This window comes from Idiomarina aminovorans (genome assembly GCF_023155095.1).
Taxonomy (GTDB): Bacteria; Pseudomonadota; Gammaproteobacteria; order Enterobacterales; family Alteromonadaceae; genus Idiomarina; species Idiomarina aminovorans.
In genome coordinates this window covers 181582-198047 of record NZ_JAKNDA010000001.1, presented here as the reverse complement: position 1 = coordinate 198047, position 16466 = coordinate 181582, and the positions used below count along the sequence as shown (strand labels likewise).

Annotated in this window: 13 protein-coding genes and 4 tRNA genes; 6 read left to right on the top strand and 11 right to left on the bottom strand. The window is 45.6% G+C overall.

The features are described 5' to 3' along the window. The first annotated feature begins 9 nt into the window (after nt 1–9). The 6 genes from L8G48_RS00985 to L8G48_RS00960 are packed head-to-tail and all read left to right on the top strand — an operon-like array spanning nt 10 to nt 6921. Nucleotides 10–966: an AAA family ATPase gene (locus tag L8G48_RS00985; RefSeq protein WP_248262750.1), complete on the top strand. Its 957-nt coding sequence runs from the start codon at nt 10–12 to the stop codon at nt 964–966. Then, nucleotides 966–1925: a DUF58 domain-containing protein gene (locus L8G48_RS00980; protein WP_248262749.1), complete on the top strand. Its 960-nt coding sequence runs from the start codon at nt 966–968 to the stop codon at nt 1923–1925. Before L8G48_RS00985 ends, L8G48_RS00980 begins: the two co-directional genes overlap by 1 nt. Further along, nucleotides 1922–2401 (top strand): DUF4381 domain-containing protein, encoded by a 480-nt coding sequence (locus tag L8G48_RS00975; protein ID WP_248262748.1) that lies wholly within the window; start codon nt 1922–1924, stop codon nt 2399–2401. The genes L8G48_RS00980 and L8G48_RS00975 overlap by 4 nt, the downstream gene beginning before the upstream one ends. Further along, on the top strand, nt 2394–3377 hold the full coding sequence (locus L8G48_RS00970; protein ID WP_248262747.1) for a vWA domain-containing protein: 984 nt from the start codon (nt 2394–2396) through the stop codon (nt 3375–3377). The genes L8G48_RS00975 and L8G48_RS00970 overlap by 8 nt, the downstream gene beginning before the upstream one ends. Next, complete coding sequence (locus tag L8G48_RS00965) at nt 3374–5203, top strand: vWA domain-containing protein (RefSeq protein ID WP_248262746.1); 1830 nt, start codon at nt 3374–3376, stop codon at nt 5201–5203. The genes L8G48_RS00970 and L8G48_RS00965 overlap by 4 nt, the downstream gene beginning before the upstream one ends. Continuing rightward, the gene (locus L8G48_RS00960) at nt 5197–6921 is read left to right on the top strand and encodes a BatD family protein (protein WP_248262745.1); all 1725 of its coding nucleotides are present in this window, start codon (nt 5197–5199) and stop codon (nt 6919–6921) included. Before L8G48_RS00965 ends, L8G48_RS00960 begins: the two co-directional genes overlap by 7 nt. Before the next feature lie 73 nt (nt 6922–6994). Here the strand turns inward: L8G48_RS00960 and L8G48_RS00955 are convergent, their stop codons facing one another. The 11 genes from L8G48_RS00955 to L8G48_RS00905 all read right to left on the bottom strand — a co-directional run bounded on the left by L8G48_RS00955 (nt 6995) and on the right by L8G48_RS00905 (nt 16259). Beyond that, nucleotides 6995–8863, bottom strand: a complete 1869-nt coding sequence (locus tag L8G48_RS00955; RefSeq protein WP_248262744.1) for a SurA N-terminal domain-containing protein — start codon at nt 8861–8863, stop codon at nt 6995–6997. A 151-nt stretch (nt 8864–9014) separates the two neighbouring features. Then, complete coding sequence (hupB, locus tag L8G48_RS00950) at nt 9015–9287, bottom strand: nucleoid-associated protein HU-beta (protein WP_011234253.1); 273 nt, start codon at nt 9285–9287, stop codon at nt 9015–9017. A gap of 302 nt (nt 9288–9589) precedes the next feature. Continuing rightward, nucleotides 9590–11914 (bottom strand): endopeptidase La, encoded by a 2325-nt coding sequence (gene lon, locus L8G48_RS00945; protein WP_248262743.1) that lies wholly within the window; start codon nt 11912–11914, stop codon nt 9590–9592. A 121-nt stretch (nt 11915–12035) separates the two neighbouring features. Next, nucleotides 12036–13313 carry an ATP-dependent protease ATP-binding subunit ClpX gene (gene clpX / locus L8G48_RS00940; RefSeq protein WP_248262742.1) on the bottom strand — a complete coding sequence of 426 codons (1278 nt, stop codon included), beginning with the start codon at nt 13311–13313 and terminating at the stop codon, nt 12036–12038. A 27-nt stretch (nt 13314–13340) separates the two neighbouring features. Beyond that, nucleotides 13341–13961 carry an ATP-dependent Clp endopeptidase proteolytic subunit ClpP gene (clpP, locus tag L8G48_RS00935; protein WP_248262741.1) on the bottom strand — a complete coding sequence of 207 codons (621 nt, stop codon included), beginning with the start codon at nt 13959–13961 and terminating at the stop codon, nt 13341–13343. A 99-nt stretch (nt 13962–14060) separates the two neighbouring features. Continuing rightward, nucleotides 14061–15362, bottom strand: coding sequence for a trigger factor (gene tig / locus L8G48_RS00930; RefSeq protein ID WP_248262740.1), 1302 nt, complete (start codon nt 15360–15362; stop codon nt 14061–14063). A gap of 181 nt (nt 15363–15543) precedes the next feature. After that, nucleotides 15544–15771 carry a hypothetical protein gene (locus tag L8G48_RS00925; RefSeq protein ID WP_248262739.1) on the bottom strand — a complete coding sequence of 76 codons (228 nt, stop codon included), beginning with the start codon at nt 15769–15771 and terminating at the stop codon, nt 15544–15546. A 99-nt stretch (nt 15772–15870) separates the two neighbouring features. After that, nucleotides 15871–15947, bottom strand: a tRNA-Pro gene (locus L8G48_RS00920). A gap of 28 nt (nt 15948–15975) precedes the next feature. After that, nucleotides 15976–16051 (bottom strand) — tRNA-His (locus tag L8G48_RS00915). 26 nt (nt 16052–16077) lie between these two features. After that, nucleotides 16078–16154, bottom strand: a tRNA-Arg gene (locus tag L8G48_RS00910). A gap of 28 nt (nt 16155–16182) precedes the next feature. After that, nucleotides 16183–16259, bottom strand: a tRNA-Pro gene (locus L8G48_RS00905). Nucleotides 16260–16466: the final 207 nt, after the last annotated feature.

The window sequence follows — 16466 nt, the reverse complement described above, 5'->3', positions numbered from 1 at the left end:
GGAGTAAACATGATCGCGACAGCGTTTCAACAACTACAAAACTACCTGAATCGACAAGTACTTGGACAACCCGACTTTACCCAAAACCTTTTAATTGCCGTATTGGCTGACGGTCACCTGCTGGTTGAAGGCCCTCCCGGCCTGGCTAAAACTCGTGCAGTGCAAGCGCTGGCAAAAGGCATTGAAGGTGACTTCCACCGAGTGCAGTTCACTCCCGACCTGTTGCCCGCCGATTTAACCGGCACCGACATTTTTCGTCCCGAAACGGGTCAGTTTGAGTTCCAGCAAGGCCCTTTGTTCCATAATTTAATTCTGGCCGATGAAATTAACCGGGCACCGGCCAAAGTTCAATCGGCTTTACTGGAAGCAATGGCTGAGCGACAAATTACGGTGGGTCAGCGCAGCTATCCGCTGTCTGACCTTTTTATGGTATTAGCCACACAGAACCCGTTAGAGCAGGAAGGTACATATCCATTGCCCGAAGCTCAACTTGACCGCTTTTTATTGCATTTAAAACTCGACTATCCTGATGCAGAAACAGAGCAACAAATCCTGCGCCTGACACGAGGTGAGGCGCTATCAGGGGATCAGGACATTCCTACCCCATTAACGCAAAAAGAGCTGTTTAATGCCCGGCATGAAGTTCTGCAATTATACTTAGATGAAGCCGTTGAGAACTACTTGGTTCAGCTCATTATCGCAACGCGCCAGCCGCAGCATTATGACCAGAACTTAGCTCAATGGATTGGCTACGGTGCCAGCCCTCGTGCCACTATAGCAGTGGAGCGTTGCGCCCGTGCTAAAGCCTGGTTAGACGGCCGCGACTTTGTAACACCTGACGATGTTATCAGTGTCTTTCATAACGCGCTGCGGCACCGCATCATTTTGAGTTACCAGGCTGAAGCCGACGGTGTATCGCACGATCAAGTTCTGGACACCATTCTCAAGCTGGTACCGGCACCATAATGTTAAACGCTGAAATTGAACAATGGCTTAAGCAGTTGCACTGCGATGGTATCAATCCTGGCATTCAGGAGCTGCTTTATTATCGCAGCAAAATTCATGCATTCGCACGCCATCACAAAAGTTTACCGCGCTCAAGCCAGACCGGCCCGTTGCTGAGCAAAAGCCGTGGGCGTGGCATGGAGTTCGATGAAGTGCGTCATTACCAGCCCGGCGACGATATTCGCTCTATTGACTGGCGAGTAACCGCTCGAACCGGAAAAGCCCATACGAAACTCTACCGCGAAGAAAAAGAGCGGCCGGTATTTATTTCGGTGGATTTATCTCTGACTCAACTCTTTGGTAGCCAATTTGTATTTAAATCCGTTCAGGCTTGTCACTTGGCTGCTGCGCTTGCCTGGCAGGCACAGCATAAAAGTGATCGCATCGGCGGGTTAATAGGCAACGGCTGGCTTCATCAAGAGTTAAAGCCTGCTGCCAGACAAAAAGGTGTTTTGCGTTTATGCCATGCACTGCTGGACGTTCATGAAGACAGCCTGGCTCGCTGGAAAGACAAACAAAAACAACAGAAAAATGCGTTAGATGAGAATTTGAAACGTTTGCGTCAACTGGTGAGGCCAGGCAGCACCGTTTATCTTATCAGTGACTTTTATGGCGCCAGTAATCAACTTCTGGACGGTTTACGCGTGTTATCTCAGCATAATTCTATTCGCTGCTTTAGCATATACGACCCAATGGAGCTCGAATTGCCTCAAGGGTATTCCTCACACCCGTTGGCGATTACAGATGGTCGGGAACACGTTAATATCAACCTGACAGACCGGCAGCAAAGAAAAACGTATCAACAAGCAGCACAGCAACGCTGGCAAGCCGTTCAACAAGCTTTTAAAAAGCGGCGGCTCTCTTTAACGCCAATATCCAGCTCAGTACCATTGGAGCAGCAGTGGGCGGAGGTGATATGACACAACAGCCTTCATTACAACAGTTAAACGATATTGTTGAACCCAATGATGCCAGTTGGTGGCCACCTTCCTGGGTGGCACTGGTAGTAGTTGCTGTTGCGCTTATACTCGTGGCAATTTTCATTATCTGGGGAGTTCGCCGCTGGCAAGAGTCACGGACACGTAAGACGGCCATGAAGCAGCTGCTGCAACAAAATAACAGTAGCGTCGAACAGCTCACCGTATTGCTCAAACGCACAGCGCTGGCTTACTACCCCAGAGAGCTGATAGCAGAAAAACACAGCCGCAATTGGTTGATTTTTCTGTTAGCGGCGCTGTCTGACAAAGAGAGAGTATTGTTTGAGCCTATACTCGAACAAGCCGACAAGAACTTTTATGGCATTGCTGACGATGCATTTCGTCAAAGTTACTATCAGTTAGCTAAACTCTGGCTGAGTAAAGATTTGAGCAAACAACCGGGAGCTGAGCATGTTTGAACTGGCCTGGCCCTGGATGTTTTGTTTGTTACCTTTACCCTTTATTCTATGGAAATGGGTTCCTGAAGTTCGAAGAAATAGCTCCGCGATACGAGTTCCCAGTACCTATGGATTGGTCAGCACAGGGCAAAGCACGGGAAAACGCAGACTACTGTTACTGCTTATGAGTTTATGCTGGCTTATGCTGGTAACCGCTGTTGCAAAACCTCAGTGGTTAGGAGAGCCTTTAGCCGTTCGTGCCGAAGGCAGAGAGATTATGCTGGCAGTCGACCTGTCGGGCAGTATGGAAATTGCAGATATGCAGCTTGAAGGACGCTCAGTCGATCGTCTGACCATGGTTAAACACGTTCTAAGCGACTTTATTCAACGCCGCAAAGGTGACAGGCTAGGCTTGATTTTATTCGCCGACACCGCGTATCTGCAAACGCCAATGACTTACGATCGCAATACCGTAAAACAGATGTTAAATGAATCGGTACTTGGGTTAGTCGGCGAACGAACGGCAATAGGCGACGCCATTGCCCTATCGGTCAAACGCTTTCGCGACGACGAGGAGTCCAACCGGGTATTAGTATTACTGACCGATGGCCAGAATACAGCGGGCAACCTGACACCGGATCAAGCACTTGAGCTTGCTGAGGCTTACGACGTTACAATTTATCCGATAGCGGTTGGTGCTGAAGAAGTGGTTGTTGACAGCTTTTTTGGGCAACGCAAAGTGAACCCAAGCCGCGATTTAGACGTTCCATTAATGCAAAGTATTGCTGAACGAACCGGTGGCAAATACTTCCGGGCACGCAGTACCGATGAGCTCGAAGCTATTTATCAAAGGTTGGATCAGTTGGAACCGATTGCCGGTGACCCTCAGCAGCTAAGACCGCAAGTGAGTTTATTTTACTGGCCATTAGCAATCAGTTTTCTTTTATTCGTCACTATTGTCATGATGCATTATCGCCCCTGGGGGAGACGTTCATGAGCGAATTACACTTAATACGCCCCTGGTGGCTGCTCGCGTTAATTCCGGCAGGCTTACTCTACTGGCGTTTACTATACAGCCAAAAACATCAAGCCGGATGGCACCAGTGGCTGCCCGGGCACTTATCCAGAGTGCTGGTGAAATCAGGCGCTAAGCCATCATTATGGCCAATTCATCGGTTTCTGTTAATTACTATATTAACAACACTTGCCCTATCCGGCCCAACCTGGGAACGACTGCCACAGCCGGTCTATCAGCTGGAATCAGGCCAGGTTGTCATTATAGACATGTCACCCTCGGTGTTAGCCGATGATATTTCACCTGACAGACTCACCCGTATGCGATATAAAGCCATTGATTTGGTCAGGGCGGGGCTTGATGGTGACACCGGACTGATTGCCTACGCTGATGATGCTTTTACTATTAGTCCGCTTACTGCCGATAATGGTAATTTGATTAACCTTATTCCGTCATTATCGCCTGATATTATGCCTGCGCCAGGAAGTGAGCCTTTATTCGCTCTGCAATTAGCCAATGAACTGTTACGAAACGCCGGTTACCCGCAAGGCGATATCTATTGGCTTACAGACGGCATTAGCAGTAGCGAACTCAACCAGATCAGTCGCTACTTGCGTTCGCTAGAGCACCGGGTTTCAATTCTCGCGGTCGGTACTGAAGAAGGCGCGGCGATACGTGACAGCTCAGGTCGTTTACTAAAAAACAATAATCAAGTCGTCATAGCCAAAACCTATCCATCCCGATTAGCTGATTTGGCGTCAATTACAGGTGGTGTATTTACCTCAGTTACAGCAGACAACAGTGATATTGAAAAACTGATAAGTCAGGCGCCTCTGACACGTGAAGGCAAAAACAACGATGACCAGCAACAAGGCGATGCCTGGCGTGATATGGGTCCCTATATCGCCCTCTTTATCTTACCTTTAATGCTGTTTAGTTGGCGTCGGGGCGCCATGCTCAACCTATTAGTCCCCGCACTGCTTATGCCATTAATGAGCTATAGTCCTGAACTTAAAGCTGCTCATGATCCCACCTGGAAACAGCCGTTTCTGAATACAGAACAACGGGCACAGCGCTTATATCAGGATAAGGAATATGAGCAAGCAGCCAATTTAAGTGAAGATCCCATTCGACGAGGCGCAGCCTTATATCGGCAAGGTAACTTTGAAGAAGCCGCCAGTGCCTTTTCACAGCAACAGTCAGCTGAAGCACATTATAACTTAGGCAATGCTCTGGCTCAGCAGCAGCTCTATGACGAAGCAATTGAGGCATACGACAAAGCATTGGAGCAACGCCCGGGTTGGTCAAAAGCCGCTGAAAACCAGCAAGTGACGCAGCAGTTAAAGCAAAAAAAAGAGCAAGACTCCGGTGATTCAAAGAATACGTCAGATGAGTCGGACTCAGAAAACAGCCAAAAGAATGAAAACTCCAAGCAAAGTAACAACGGGCAAGAGCAGAAAAGTAATGAGTCCAATAACAACGACGGGCCTCCCAACCCAAATGAGGAGGGTCAACAAAATGATCAACCCGAACAGGCTGAAAAAGAACAAAAGTCTGAGTCTGAAGAGCCAAAAAAAGAACAAGCTAAGGCTAAAAATGAAAAAACGAATGAGAAATCCACTCAACAACTGCAACAGAAAGTTGCCGAGGGCGATATTGACCCCGAAAAAGCTCAGCAACTGGAACAATGGATGAACCGGGTTCCGGACGACCCCAGCATACTGCTGCGCAACAAAATGCTTCTGGAAAGCCAACGCCGTCGTCAGCGTCGAGTTTCAGAACCACAAGGAGAAGAGAAAAAATGGTAAGAGCATGGCTACACACCCTCTTATTGATTGGTTTTTTACTTGTCTGCCAACTCGCTCGCGCCGATGTCTCCGAAGTAACGGCGACAGTCGATCGCAACCCGGTTACTGCTAATCAGTCTTTCGTTTTAAACGTGACAGTTGATGACGATGTTGCGAATGATAGTTTCTCTCCCTCAAAACTGCTAAAAGACTTTGTCGTAGGAAGAACATCGGTCAGCCGTCAAACATCGATGATAAATGGGCGTCTCAGTAAACAAACCCGCTTTACTACTGTGCTTATCCCTCAGGCTGAGGGGGAGTATGAAATCCCTGAGATCACTATAGATGGTGTTTCGTCTGCTCCCATTTCCCTGCAAGTGCTCGGAGCAGGCAGTAATCAGGACACAGAACAAAAAATAGCGTTTCTGGAAGCTCAGGTCGATAGTCAACAGGTATACCTGCAACAACCGATCACCTACGTTGCCCGGCTTTTCCTTGCTGCTGATCTCAATAAAGGGAATTTGATTCCCCCTGAAGTAGAGAATGCCGATGTTCGGCAGATTGGCCAGGATCAAGAAAGTACACAAATGGTCAATGGTCGTCGTTATAAGGTTTATCAACGTATTTATCAAATAACCCCCAGTAAATCCGGTCCATTGACGATTATTGGTGCGCGTTTCGATGGCGAAGTATTTACCCAGGGTCAACGTTCAATATTTTCATCGTTCTCGAATACTCAGCCGGTCAGTACCATAGCTGAAACTATTGAGGCAGAGGTGCAGCCTGTACCCGATAAATGGCAAGGACATTGGTTGCCAAGCGAGTTAGTGAGTCTCTCTCAATCAGTTTCTCCCCAGCAAGAAAGCTATACGGTCGGCGAACCATTGACGATTTCCTACATGTTGACTGCGGTGGGAGTAAAGCCAGAACAACTGCCGGATATAAAGCCGGACTTCCCTGATACAGTGCGGGTTTATCCTGATGGCGACGAAACGGATCAATTTACCCGCAACGGCGTCGTTATCTCTCAAAAGACAGTGAGTTTTGCTTTAGTGCCTAACCAACCCGGACCACTAACCATTCCGCCACTCACGGTTCCCTGGTTTAATACAAAAACGGGATTAGCGGCGTCAGCTAAAACTGAAGCATTAGATTTTTCAGTGGATATGGCTGAAGGTATGCAGGCTATACCCACAGAGCAGACTCAAAGTGAATTTCCCGCTCAAGCTCCTCAAACGGCTACTGAGCAGCCAAAAGCGTCAACAACTTCAGTAAACCCAATATGGTGGAAGCAAGGCTGGTTCATTGCATTAGTCAGTCTAATTCTGGCTTTGTCTTTACTCATTAACGGCTACCTTATCTGGAGTAAGAGGTTCGCTTCTGCCATTAATGCCGGCTTACAAAAAAGAGCAGAGACAAAAGACGAGTTAAACAAAAATAAATTGTGGCGCGATTTCCAGCGCGCCTGCAGTAAAAATGATGCTCAAGCAGCCAAGAACTCCTTATTAAAATGGGCAAATCGTTATTTTGGCAAATCATTTAATAGCTTAACCGAATTGTCTCAGCAGCTCTCAATAAAAGGTGCATACCTTACTACTCTGCAGCAAAGCTTGTATAAGCCAGCGAGTAACTCATGGGGCGATGGGAAAATGTTGTATAAGGCAGTTAGAGTATCTCTGGAGAAAAACAAAGACAGAAACGTTGGTAAAGAAAACTTACCTGAGCTCTACAAAAGTTAAGCTTTCATACCCAATAAAAAGGCTCAGACTTATTACGGTCTGAGCCTTTTTTAGTTTCAACAGAGTTAAAATTTTATCGAGTCGATAAACGCTTTATATCCGCATTACTTTTTAAATTATTAATGAAAGCTTGCAACATAACTTGCGCCTGCCGGTTCTGCAATTGCGCCCGCAATTCGTCAAGCTGCCCTTCATTCGCACTCCCCGGAGACACTTCGGTCAAAGCAACGACGGCAGCATCACCATTTGGTAAAGCAACCGTGGTAAAAGAAGCTTCGCCGTCTGCTGCAGGAGATATTGAGAAAAGCTCCTGTACAATGGCTTGAGGATATTCACCATTGTTACGTGCAACGCTATCCAGCCAAACAATTTCTTTGCCAAGTTCTTCATCGGCCTGCCAAGCCTGCAGCCATTCTTCAGCTTTTTCCAGAGCTAAATCTTGAGCTTTTTCAATACGCAGTTCAGCAACGATTTGGTCACGAATTTCAGTCAGCTGTTTTACACGAATGGGCTGATGTTCAGTCACGCGTACAACCAATGAGCGATCATCTGATGTTTCGATAATATCGCTATTCAGCTTTTCCTCAATTAACTGCTCTGAAAACAAGTTATTAAGAATGACATCATCACTGAGTGGCGTCGGGGCTCTCTCGCGAATGAATAAATCGGTTCGACGTACCGTTGCTCCAACTTCTTCAGCTGCGGGCTCTAACGTATCAGGCTGCTCAAAGCTGATTTCCGCAAGCTTCTGTTGCATATCAAAATAACGATCTTCAGCTTTTTCAGTGAGTAACTGCTGGCGAACCTCTTCTTTAACTTCGCTGAATGGAGTGACAGCTCCCTCACGTAAATCGGTCAGCTTAATAATATGATAACCAAAACTGGTCTCGACAATGCCGGATAAGTCACCAACGCGTTCCAACTCAAAAGCAGCAGCATCAAAATCTTCATCCATCATGCCGGACTCGATCCAGTCAAGGTCACCACCTTGCTCAGCAGAGAAGGTGTCGTCTGAATAGGTTTTTGCTACTTCGGCAAAGTTTGCGCCCTGCTCAAGTTCAGACAAGGCTTGTTCTGCCTGCTCTTTTGCATTTTCAGTATCAAATTCAATCAGAATATGAGAAATGCGGCGTTCCTCTTCTGTTGTATATTGTTGCTGACGCTGTTCGTAGTATTCGCGCACTTCTTCTTCAGAGATTTCAATGTCCGACTCAATTGCGGCCAAGGACAGTTCAATATAAGCGACACTGAGTTTTTCTTCAGTACGAAACATATCCTGATTCTGCTGATAGAAAGTTTCAATGTCTTGTTCAGCAATGTCGACCTGATCTTCAAAATTATCGTTCCGGGCAATCAAAAAACCGCCTGACCGAGATTGGCTTTGCAAGCGCAAGAACGCCAAAGCTTCAGGTTCCAGTACAAACTCCGATCCGGATACCCCCTGAACTAATTGGTTCCGAGTCATATCCTGTTGCATCACCTTAGCAAAAGCTTCGGGACTGTAACCAGCATTACGCAACGCCATTAAATAAACATCGTTATCGAACTGACCCGCCGTACGAAACTGTGGAATATCGCGAATGGCCGCTTTTACTTGTTCAGAGCCCACTCTCATTCCGTTCGTTTCCGCATATTGTACTAACAGCTCTTGTTCGATGAGTCCCTCAAGTACACCACTGCGCAAATTACGCATATAGTCTGGATCGGAAGTGATAGCAGAAAACATATCACCAAACTGCTCTTGTAAGCGACTGCGCTCATTCTCGTAAGCACGATCATAGTCACTACGAGGAATATCTTCTCCATTAACTTTTGCAACGGCATCTTCTGTGTCGCCGGTGATATAGCCACCGACACCCGCTAGTGCAAAAGTTAGAATGATTAACACAAGAATGGCCTTAGCAGTATAACTCTGCGAGCCTTCCCGAATCCGCTCTAACATAATAAGGCTTTCCTTATCTAACCTGAATAATCGACGTCACATTATAAGGTGATTCGTCTTAAAACTCACCATCCATACAAAAAAATAACCCGAGGTTTATAACCTCGGGTTACTCGTATTATTCTATAAAAAAAGCGCTAATGCGCTTTAATTAATTTACTGCGTCTTTCAGTGCTTTACCTGCTTTAAAAGAAGGTACTTTAGCAGCAGCAATCTGGATAGTCTCGCCCGTTTGAGGGTTGCGACCAGTACGAGCAGAACGCTCACGCACACTAAACGTACCAAAGCCAACTAATGCGACTTGGTCATCTTTTTTTAGAGCATCAGTTACTGCATCGATCATTGAGTCCAGAGCACGACCAGCAGCAGCCTTAGAAATATCTGCACCTGCCGCGATTTTGTCAATAAGCTGAGACTTGTTCACAGTATCATCCCCTTAAATTGTTATTATCAAGTTTCCGTGGTTCCATTCGGAGTTAAATGAGCCAAAACGGTTATATCAAGCTTGATTTAATTGTTCAAGCACCATTATCCAAATAGCTTTGCTATCCAGCTGTTCTTAATGTAATACATTGGAATCAGCTTTGAACTCTAGGCTACCACAGTCGTTTCGATTGAAAACCCTTTTTACGGACTTTTTAACGAAAAAATGCGGCCTGAAGCAGGATTTCTCATCTACAGGCCGCATTTTACCGTCCGAATATGACTCTGGCATTAAGCTTTTGGCTATTCTTTAACCAAAGCAACATCCAGTACTTCATCAATCCATTTTACCGGTTGAACCACTAGATCTTCTTTTACGTTATCGGCTATTTCTTTTAAGTCTCGTTCATTTTCTTTTGGAATTAAAACGTGCTTAATTCCACCACGATGCGCCGCCAACAATTTTTCTTTTAAACCACCAATAGGCAATACTTCACCTCGCAAGGTGATTTCACCCGTCATCGCCAAATCAGAGCGAACCGGTTTACCCGTTAACGAAGAAACCATGGCCGTCACCATTGCAATACCAGCACTGGGGCCGTCTTTGGGCGTAGCACCTTCAGGTACATGAACATGAATATCACGTTTCTCGTGAAAATCATCCGCAATGCTCAACTTATCAGCGCGACTACGAACTACCGTCAGAGCCGTCTGAATTGACTCCTGCATCACATCGCCTAACGAGCCGGTTGTGGTTGTCTTACCTTTACCAGCAACGTTGGTTGCCTCAATAGTCAGTAAATCCCCACCCACTTCGGTCCAGGCCAGACCAGTCACTTGCCCAACCTGGTTGGCTTCTTCGGCTTTACCGTAGTCGAAACGTTGCACGCCTAAATAATGACTGAGGTTGTCACCGTGAATTTCCACATGTTTGATGGATTTATCCAGCAATATCTCTTTCACCGCTTTGCGACATAAGCGTGACAATTCACGTTCCAGATTACGCACACCGGCTTCACGCGTGTAATAACGAATGATACCAATAATAGCGCTGTCCTGGACTGTTATTTCTTTCTCTTTCAAACCGTTACGACCTATTTGCTTGGTTAGCAAATGTCGTTTAGCAATATTCAGCTTTTCTTCTTCGGTATAACCCGACAAGCGAATCACTTCCATACGGTCTAATAACGGCGCCGGAATATTCATGCTGTTGGACGTTGCTACAAACATTACATCCGATAAATCATAATCTACTTCAAGGTAGTGATCATTAAAGTTAACGTTTTGCTCAGGATCTAACACTTCGAGCAACGCCGACGCGGGGTCACCACGCATATCTGCAGACATTTTATCAATTTCATCTAACAGAAACAGTGGGTTACGTACGCCAACTTTCGACATTTTTTGAATCAGCTTTCCTGGCATCGAACCAATATATGTACGCCGATGGCCTCTTATTTCAGCTTCATCGCGCACGCCACCAAGTGCCATACGTACATACTCACGGCCGGTCGCACGCGCTATTGATTGCCCCAGCGATGTTTTACCCACCCCCGGCGGGCCAACTAAACAAAGAATCGCCCCTTTCACCTTAGTGGTCCGCTGTTGCACCGCCAGATATTCAATAATGCGTTCTTTAACTTTCTCTAATCCGTAATGGTCGGCATCTAACACTTTTTCAGCGTGAGCTAAATCCTTTTTAATACGCGAACGTTTTTTCCATGGAACCGACACCATCCAGTCGATATAACCTCTTACGACCGTTGCTTCAGCCGACATGGGTGACATCATTTTCAGCTTTTGTAGCTCGGCTTCAGTCTTTTTCTTGGCCTCAGCCGGCATCTTGGCGTCGTCTATTTTCTTCTGCAGTTGCTCAAATTCATCGACACCATCTTCAGTTTCGCCCAGCTCTTTTTGAATGGCTTTCATTTGCTCATTCAAATAATACTCTCGCTGGCTTTTCTCCATCTGCTTTTTGACGCGGCTTCGAATGCGTTTTTCAACCTGAAGGATATCAATTTCACCCTCCATTAACGCCATCAGATGTTCAATGCGCTCGCGAATGTCTGTAATCTCGAGAACAGCCTGCTTTTCCGCAAGCTTTAACGGCATATGAGCAGCCATTGTATCCGCCAGACGATCACCATCCTCAATACCTGATAATGACGTCAGTACTTCAGGCGGTATCTTCTTATTCAGCTTCACGTAACCTTCGAACTGGTTTAATGCCGAACGAATAAGAACTTCTTCTTCTTTTTCGGGCAATTCCTCAGAGGCAAGGTAGTGAATACTGGCCTGAAAATACTCTTCGTTATCCTGTAATTCATCCAGTTGCGCGCGTTGCTTGCCTTCAACCAGAACTTTTACCGTACCATCCGGCAATTTTAACAATTGCAGTACAGTAGCGACTGTACCCACCGGGTATATATCCTCGTTGGCAGGCTCATCTACCGACGCATCTTTTTGCGCTGCCAGAAAAACTTGTTTATCTTCGTCCATTGCAGCTTGTAAGCATCGAATCGATTTCTCACGACCAACAAACAGTGGAATCACCATATGCGGGTAAACCACTACATCTCTCAACGGCAGAACAGGCATCGTTAATTGTTCGGTGCGTTCTTCGCTCATTAAATTCTCTCCCGACCTAGGTTTACTTTGTAATATGCGGCCTTTACCTGAAAGTTCAATCCTTGACAGAAAAAAAGGGCCGTTCGGGCCCTTTTTTGAACGATTTTAATACAGTTTCAGATTATTCGCCCGAAGCCTGCTTATTTTTCTGCTGATTAGCGTAAATCAAAATAGGATCCGATTCCCCTGCTATAACAGACTCATCAACCACAACTTTTGCGACATCTTCAATAGAAGGTAAATCATACATGGTGCTTAATAAAACACCTTCAACAATTGAACGCAGACCGCGCGCCCCTGTTTTCCGAGCCATAGCTTTTTTCGCAATTGCCCGTAACGCATCCTCTCGAAATTCCAGTTCAACGTCTTCCATTTCAAACAAAGCGGAATACTGCTTTGTCAAAGCGTTTTTGGGTTCACGCAAAATCTCAACCAGTGCCGCTTCATCCAGCTCGTCCAGAGTTGCAACAACCGGTAAACGACCAATGAATTCAGGAATCAAGCCATAGCGGACCAAATCTTCCGGTTCAACTTGAGCAATAATAGCCCCTTCATCACTTTGCGTCTTACTCTTGACTTCGGCACCAAAACCAATGCCGGTCCCGGTCGATAAACGCTGCTCGATAACTTTATTCAGGCCAGCAAATGCGCCACCGCAAATAAATAGAATTTTTGACGTGTCAACCTGCAAAAATTCTTGCTGAGGATGCTTGCGGCCACCTTGTGGAGGCACAGAAGCAACGGTTCCTTCAATTAATTTCAATAGCGACTGCTGCACACCTTCGCCGCTGACGTCACGGGTAATTGATGGATTCTCTGACTTACGTGAAATCTTATCAATCTCGTCAATGTAGACAATACCGTGCTCGGCCTTTTCCACATCGTAATCACACTTTTGCAACAGCTTCTGAATAATGTTTTCTACATCCTCGCCAACATAACCCGCTTCAGTCAGCGTCGTCGCATCAGCCATGGTAAAAGGAACATCCAGATAACGTGCCATTGTCTCAGCAAGGAAAGTCTTACCTGAACCCGTGGGGCCTATCAGCAAAATATTACTTTTGCCCAGCTCGACTTGCTCTTTACCTTTGCCTGACGCGCGTAATCGTTTGTAATGATTATAAACGGCTACCGATAACACCTTCTTCGCGCGATCCTGACCAATAACATACTCATCCAGGTGCTTACGAATAGCTTTTGGTACGGGCAACTCATCCTGATCCGGCACCGGAGCCAGTTGATGAATTTCTTCTTTCAGAATGTCATTACATAACTCGACGCATTCATCACAAATGAATACAGAAGGTCCTGCAATGAGCTTTTTTACTTCATGCTGACTTTTGCCACAAAAAGTGCAATACAACGGCTTATCACCGTCACCTTTGGACTGATCTGTCATGCTTGTCTCCTACTACTAAGAGTCAACTCAGGACTCTTCGCCACGTTGGCGTAAAATACCGTCAACCAGACCATAATCGACAGATTCTTGCGCCGATAAGAAGTGATCGCGATCAGTGTCTTTTGCCACTTTTTCGTAATCCTGGCCTGTGTTCTCAGATAACATACGGTTTAAGCGCTCTTTCAGATCCAAAATTTGCTTCGCATGAATTTCGAAATCTGAAGCCTGCCCCTGAAAACCACCTAATGGTTGATGAATCATCACACGAGAATTCGGCAGACAATAACGCTTACCTTTTGCGCCACCGGCTAACAAGAACGCCCCCATGCTCGCGGCCTGACCCATGCATACCGTACTGACGTCAGGCTTAATAAAGCGCATGGTATCATAAATAGCCATACCCGATGACACGACACCGCCTGGCGAGTTAATGTACAAATAAATATCTTTATCAGGATTATCTGATTCTAGAAACAATAGCTGCGCCATAATAAGATTGGCCATATGGTCTTCAACCTGACCACTGCAAAAAATGACACGCTCCTTTAATAAACGTGAATAAATGTCGTAAGAGCGCTCCCCTTTTGAAGTCTGTTCGACAACCATAGGGACTAGCTGTGCCATTGGATCCTGAATATCGCTCGACATGTGTTATAAAGCTCCTAAAATAAAAAAGGCTCGTATGAGATCATACGAGCCATTAAACCAAGCTGTAGCGGGACCCGTCAAGGATTCCATTACACCAGATTACTGCTGCTTCGGATTCATGATGTCATCAAAGCTTGCTTTTTTCTCTTCAACTGAAGCTTTTTCCAACACGAATTCTATTGCTTGCTCTTCTAACGCTAAGTTACGAACTTGCTGCATCATGTCGTTGTTTGACTTGTAATATTCAACAACTTCCTGCGGATCTTCATAAGCAGACGCTGCCGTAGCAATTATTTCATCAACCTTTTCATCATCAGCTTTTAGCTCATTACCGCGGATAACCTCACCTAGTAACAAACCAACTTTAACGCGTTCTTTAGCTTGCTCTTCGAACAGCTCAGCCGGTAAATCAGGCATTTGCTCAACATTACCACCAAAACGCTCAGCTGCTTGCTTGCGCAACTGGTCAATTTCTTGATCAATCATTGACTTAGGCTGTTCAACATCGTTGTTTTCTACAATTCCCTTTAGGACTTGCTCTTTAACTTTTGCCTTCACTGCGTTTTTCAGTTCGCGTTCCATGTTTTTGCGAACTTCTTCTTTCAACGCTTCAACTCCGCCTTCTTTGACGCCAAACAACGCTACAAACTCATCGTTTAGTTCAGGTAAGTCGCGCGCTTCAACTTTCTTAGCCGTAACCACAAATTGAGCTTCTTTACCTTTCAGGTTTTCAGCGTGGTAATCTTCAGGGAAAGTGACTTCGATAGTCTTTTCTTCACCGGCTTTAATACCTTTGATTTCGTCTTCAAAACCGGGAATCATACGGCCTTCGCCTAATTCCAGTGCAAAGTCATCCGCTTTGCCGCCTTCAAATTCTTCACCGTCAATAGAACCAACAAAATCCATAGTGACCTTGTCACCTTTTTTGGATTTGCGCTTAACTTCTTTCCAGTCAGCGTGTTGTTTCTGCAACGTTTCCAACATGTTATCGACATCTTTTTCAGTGACATCAACAGCTGGTTTTTCTACATTTACTTTATCCAGATTTTTCACTTCAACTTCCGGATACACTTCAAACGTAGCAATAAACTCAAGGTCTTTACCTGGTTCATTAACTTTAGGTTCAATCGCAGGTGCACCAGCAGGGTTTAATTTTTCCTGCATAACAGCTTCAAAGTATTTACTTTGCATGACGCTTGAAGCTGCACGTGAGCGGGCTTCACGACCAAACAGCTTTTGCAGGACGTTTGGTGGAATTTTCCCTTTACGGAAACCATTCACACGACGATGGCGATATTCTTCCTTTAATAAGCGTTTTACTTCGCTATCAATTGTATCTGCCGGGACTGTAACAGTCACACGACGCTCTAAACCTTGAGTTGTCTCTACAGAAACCTGCATTGCTTCATTACCTCGGTTTCAATCAATGAATGTTACTCGCATTAATTTATCATTATAAAATTAATAATACGGCAACGGCGTTGACCCTTAAAAATGACGCAGCATTATAGCGAGGCGACTGCTCAGAGTCGAGCCCCAAGCGGCAATTTTTAAGCAGCTCTTTAGTCCGACAACAAAATAATCAGGATTTGCCTTCAAGCTCGATAAGTAGATTATTAATTTCGCCCAATTTATCCGGCTTGTCTGCGGCCATATTTTCTTGATCGGCAACTTCAGTTTCAAGTTCATCATAACGCCACTGCTTGAGCACATCGATTTTTTGTTCTGTTGTAAGTTCAGCATCATTCACGACATTTTGTGGCGAATTGAACGCTTCAGCGGGATTTTTCAAACTTTTCTTAAAGTCCATAACAATAGCTCCAGCTAAGTATTGGCAGCAAAATCTTTTTAATAAATCTTAAATTAATGTAGCAGGAGTGACTGAAAAGAAAAAGGATAAAGCGTGCAATGGTCGGCGATGCAGGATTTGAACCTGCGACCCCTTGGACCCAAACCAAGTGCGCTACCAAACTGCGCTAATCGCCGATATACAAGAAATTTTGACATTAAGAAATGGGGTGGATGATGGGACTTGAACCCACGACAACCGGAATCACAATCCGGGGCTCTACCAACTGAGCTACACCCACCACTGAGTGATTTCTTTGGCGCGTTATGGCGCACCCGGCAGGATTCGAACCTGCGACCCACGGCTTAGAAGGCCGTTGCTCTATCCAACTGAGCTACGGGCGCATATCGAACCAGTAAACCGTCATGAGAATGGTCGGCGATGCAGGATTTGAACCTGCGACCCCTTGGACCCAAACCAAGTGCGCTACCAAACTGCGCTAATCGCCGAATTTCTCCGAAAGCGGTGTCATACGCAGCTTTATAAAAGCTTATTGCTGGCTGACAACGGTGGCGAATATTACCTGTTGCAGACTGACCCGTCAAACTTTTTTTCCGATATAGATACTGAGTGACTACTTTTGCAACAACCTGACGACTAAACCAACAATCGGTGACATTCAGGCCGGAAAAAAGTTACAATGCATTATATATCAC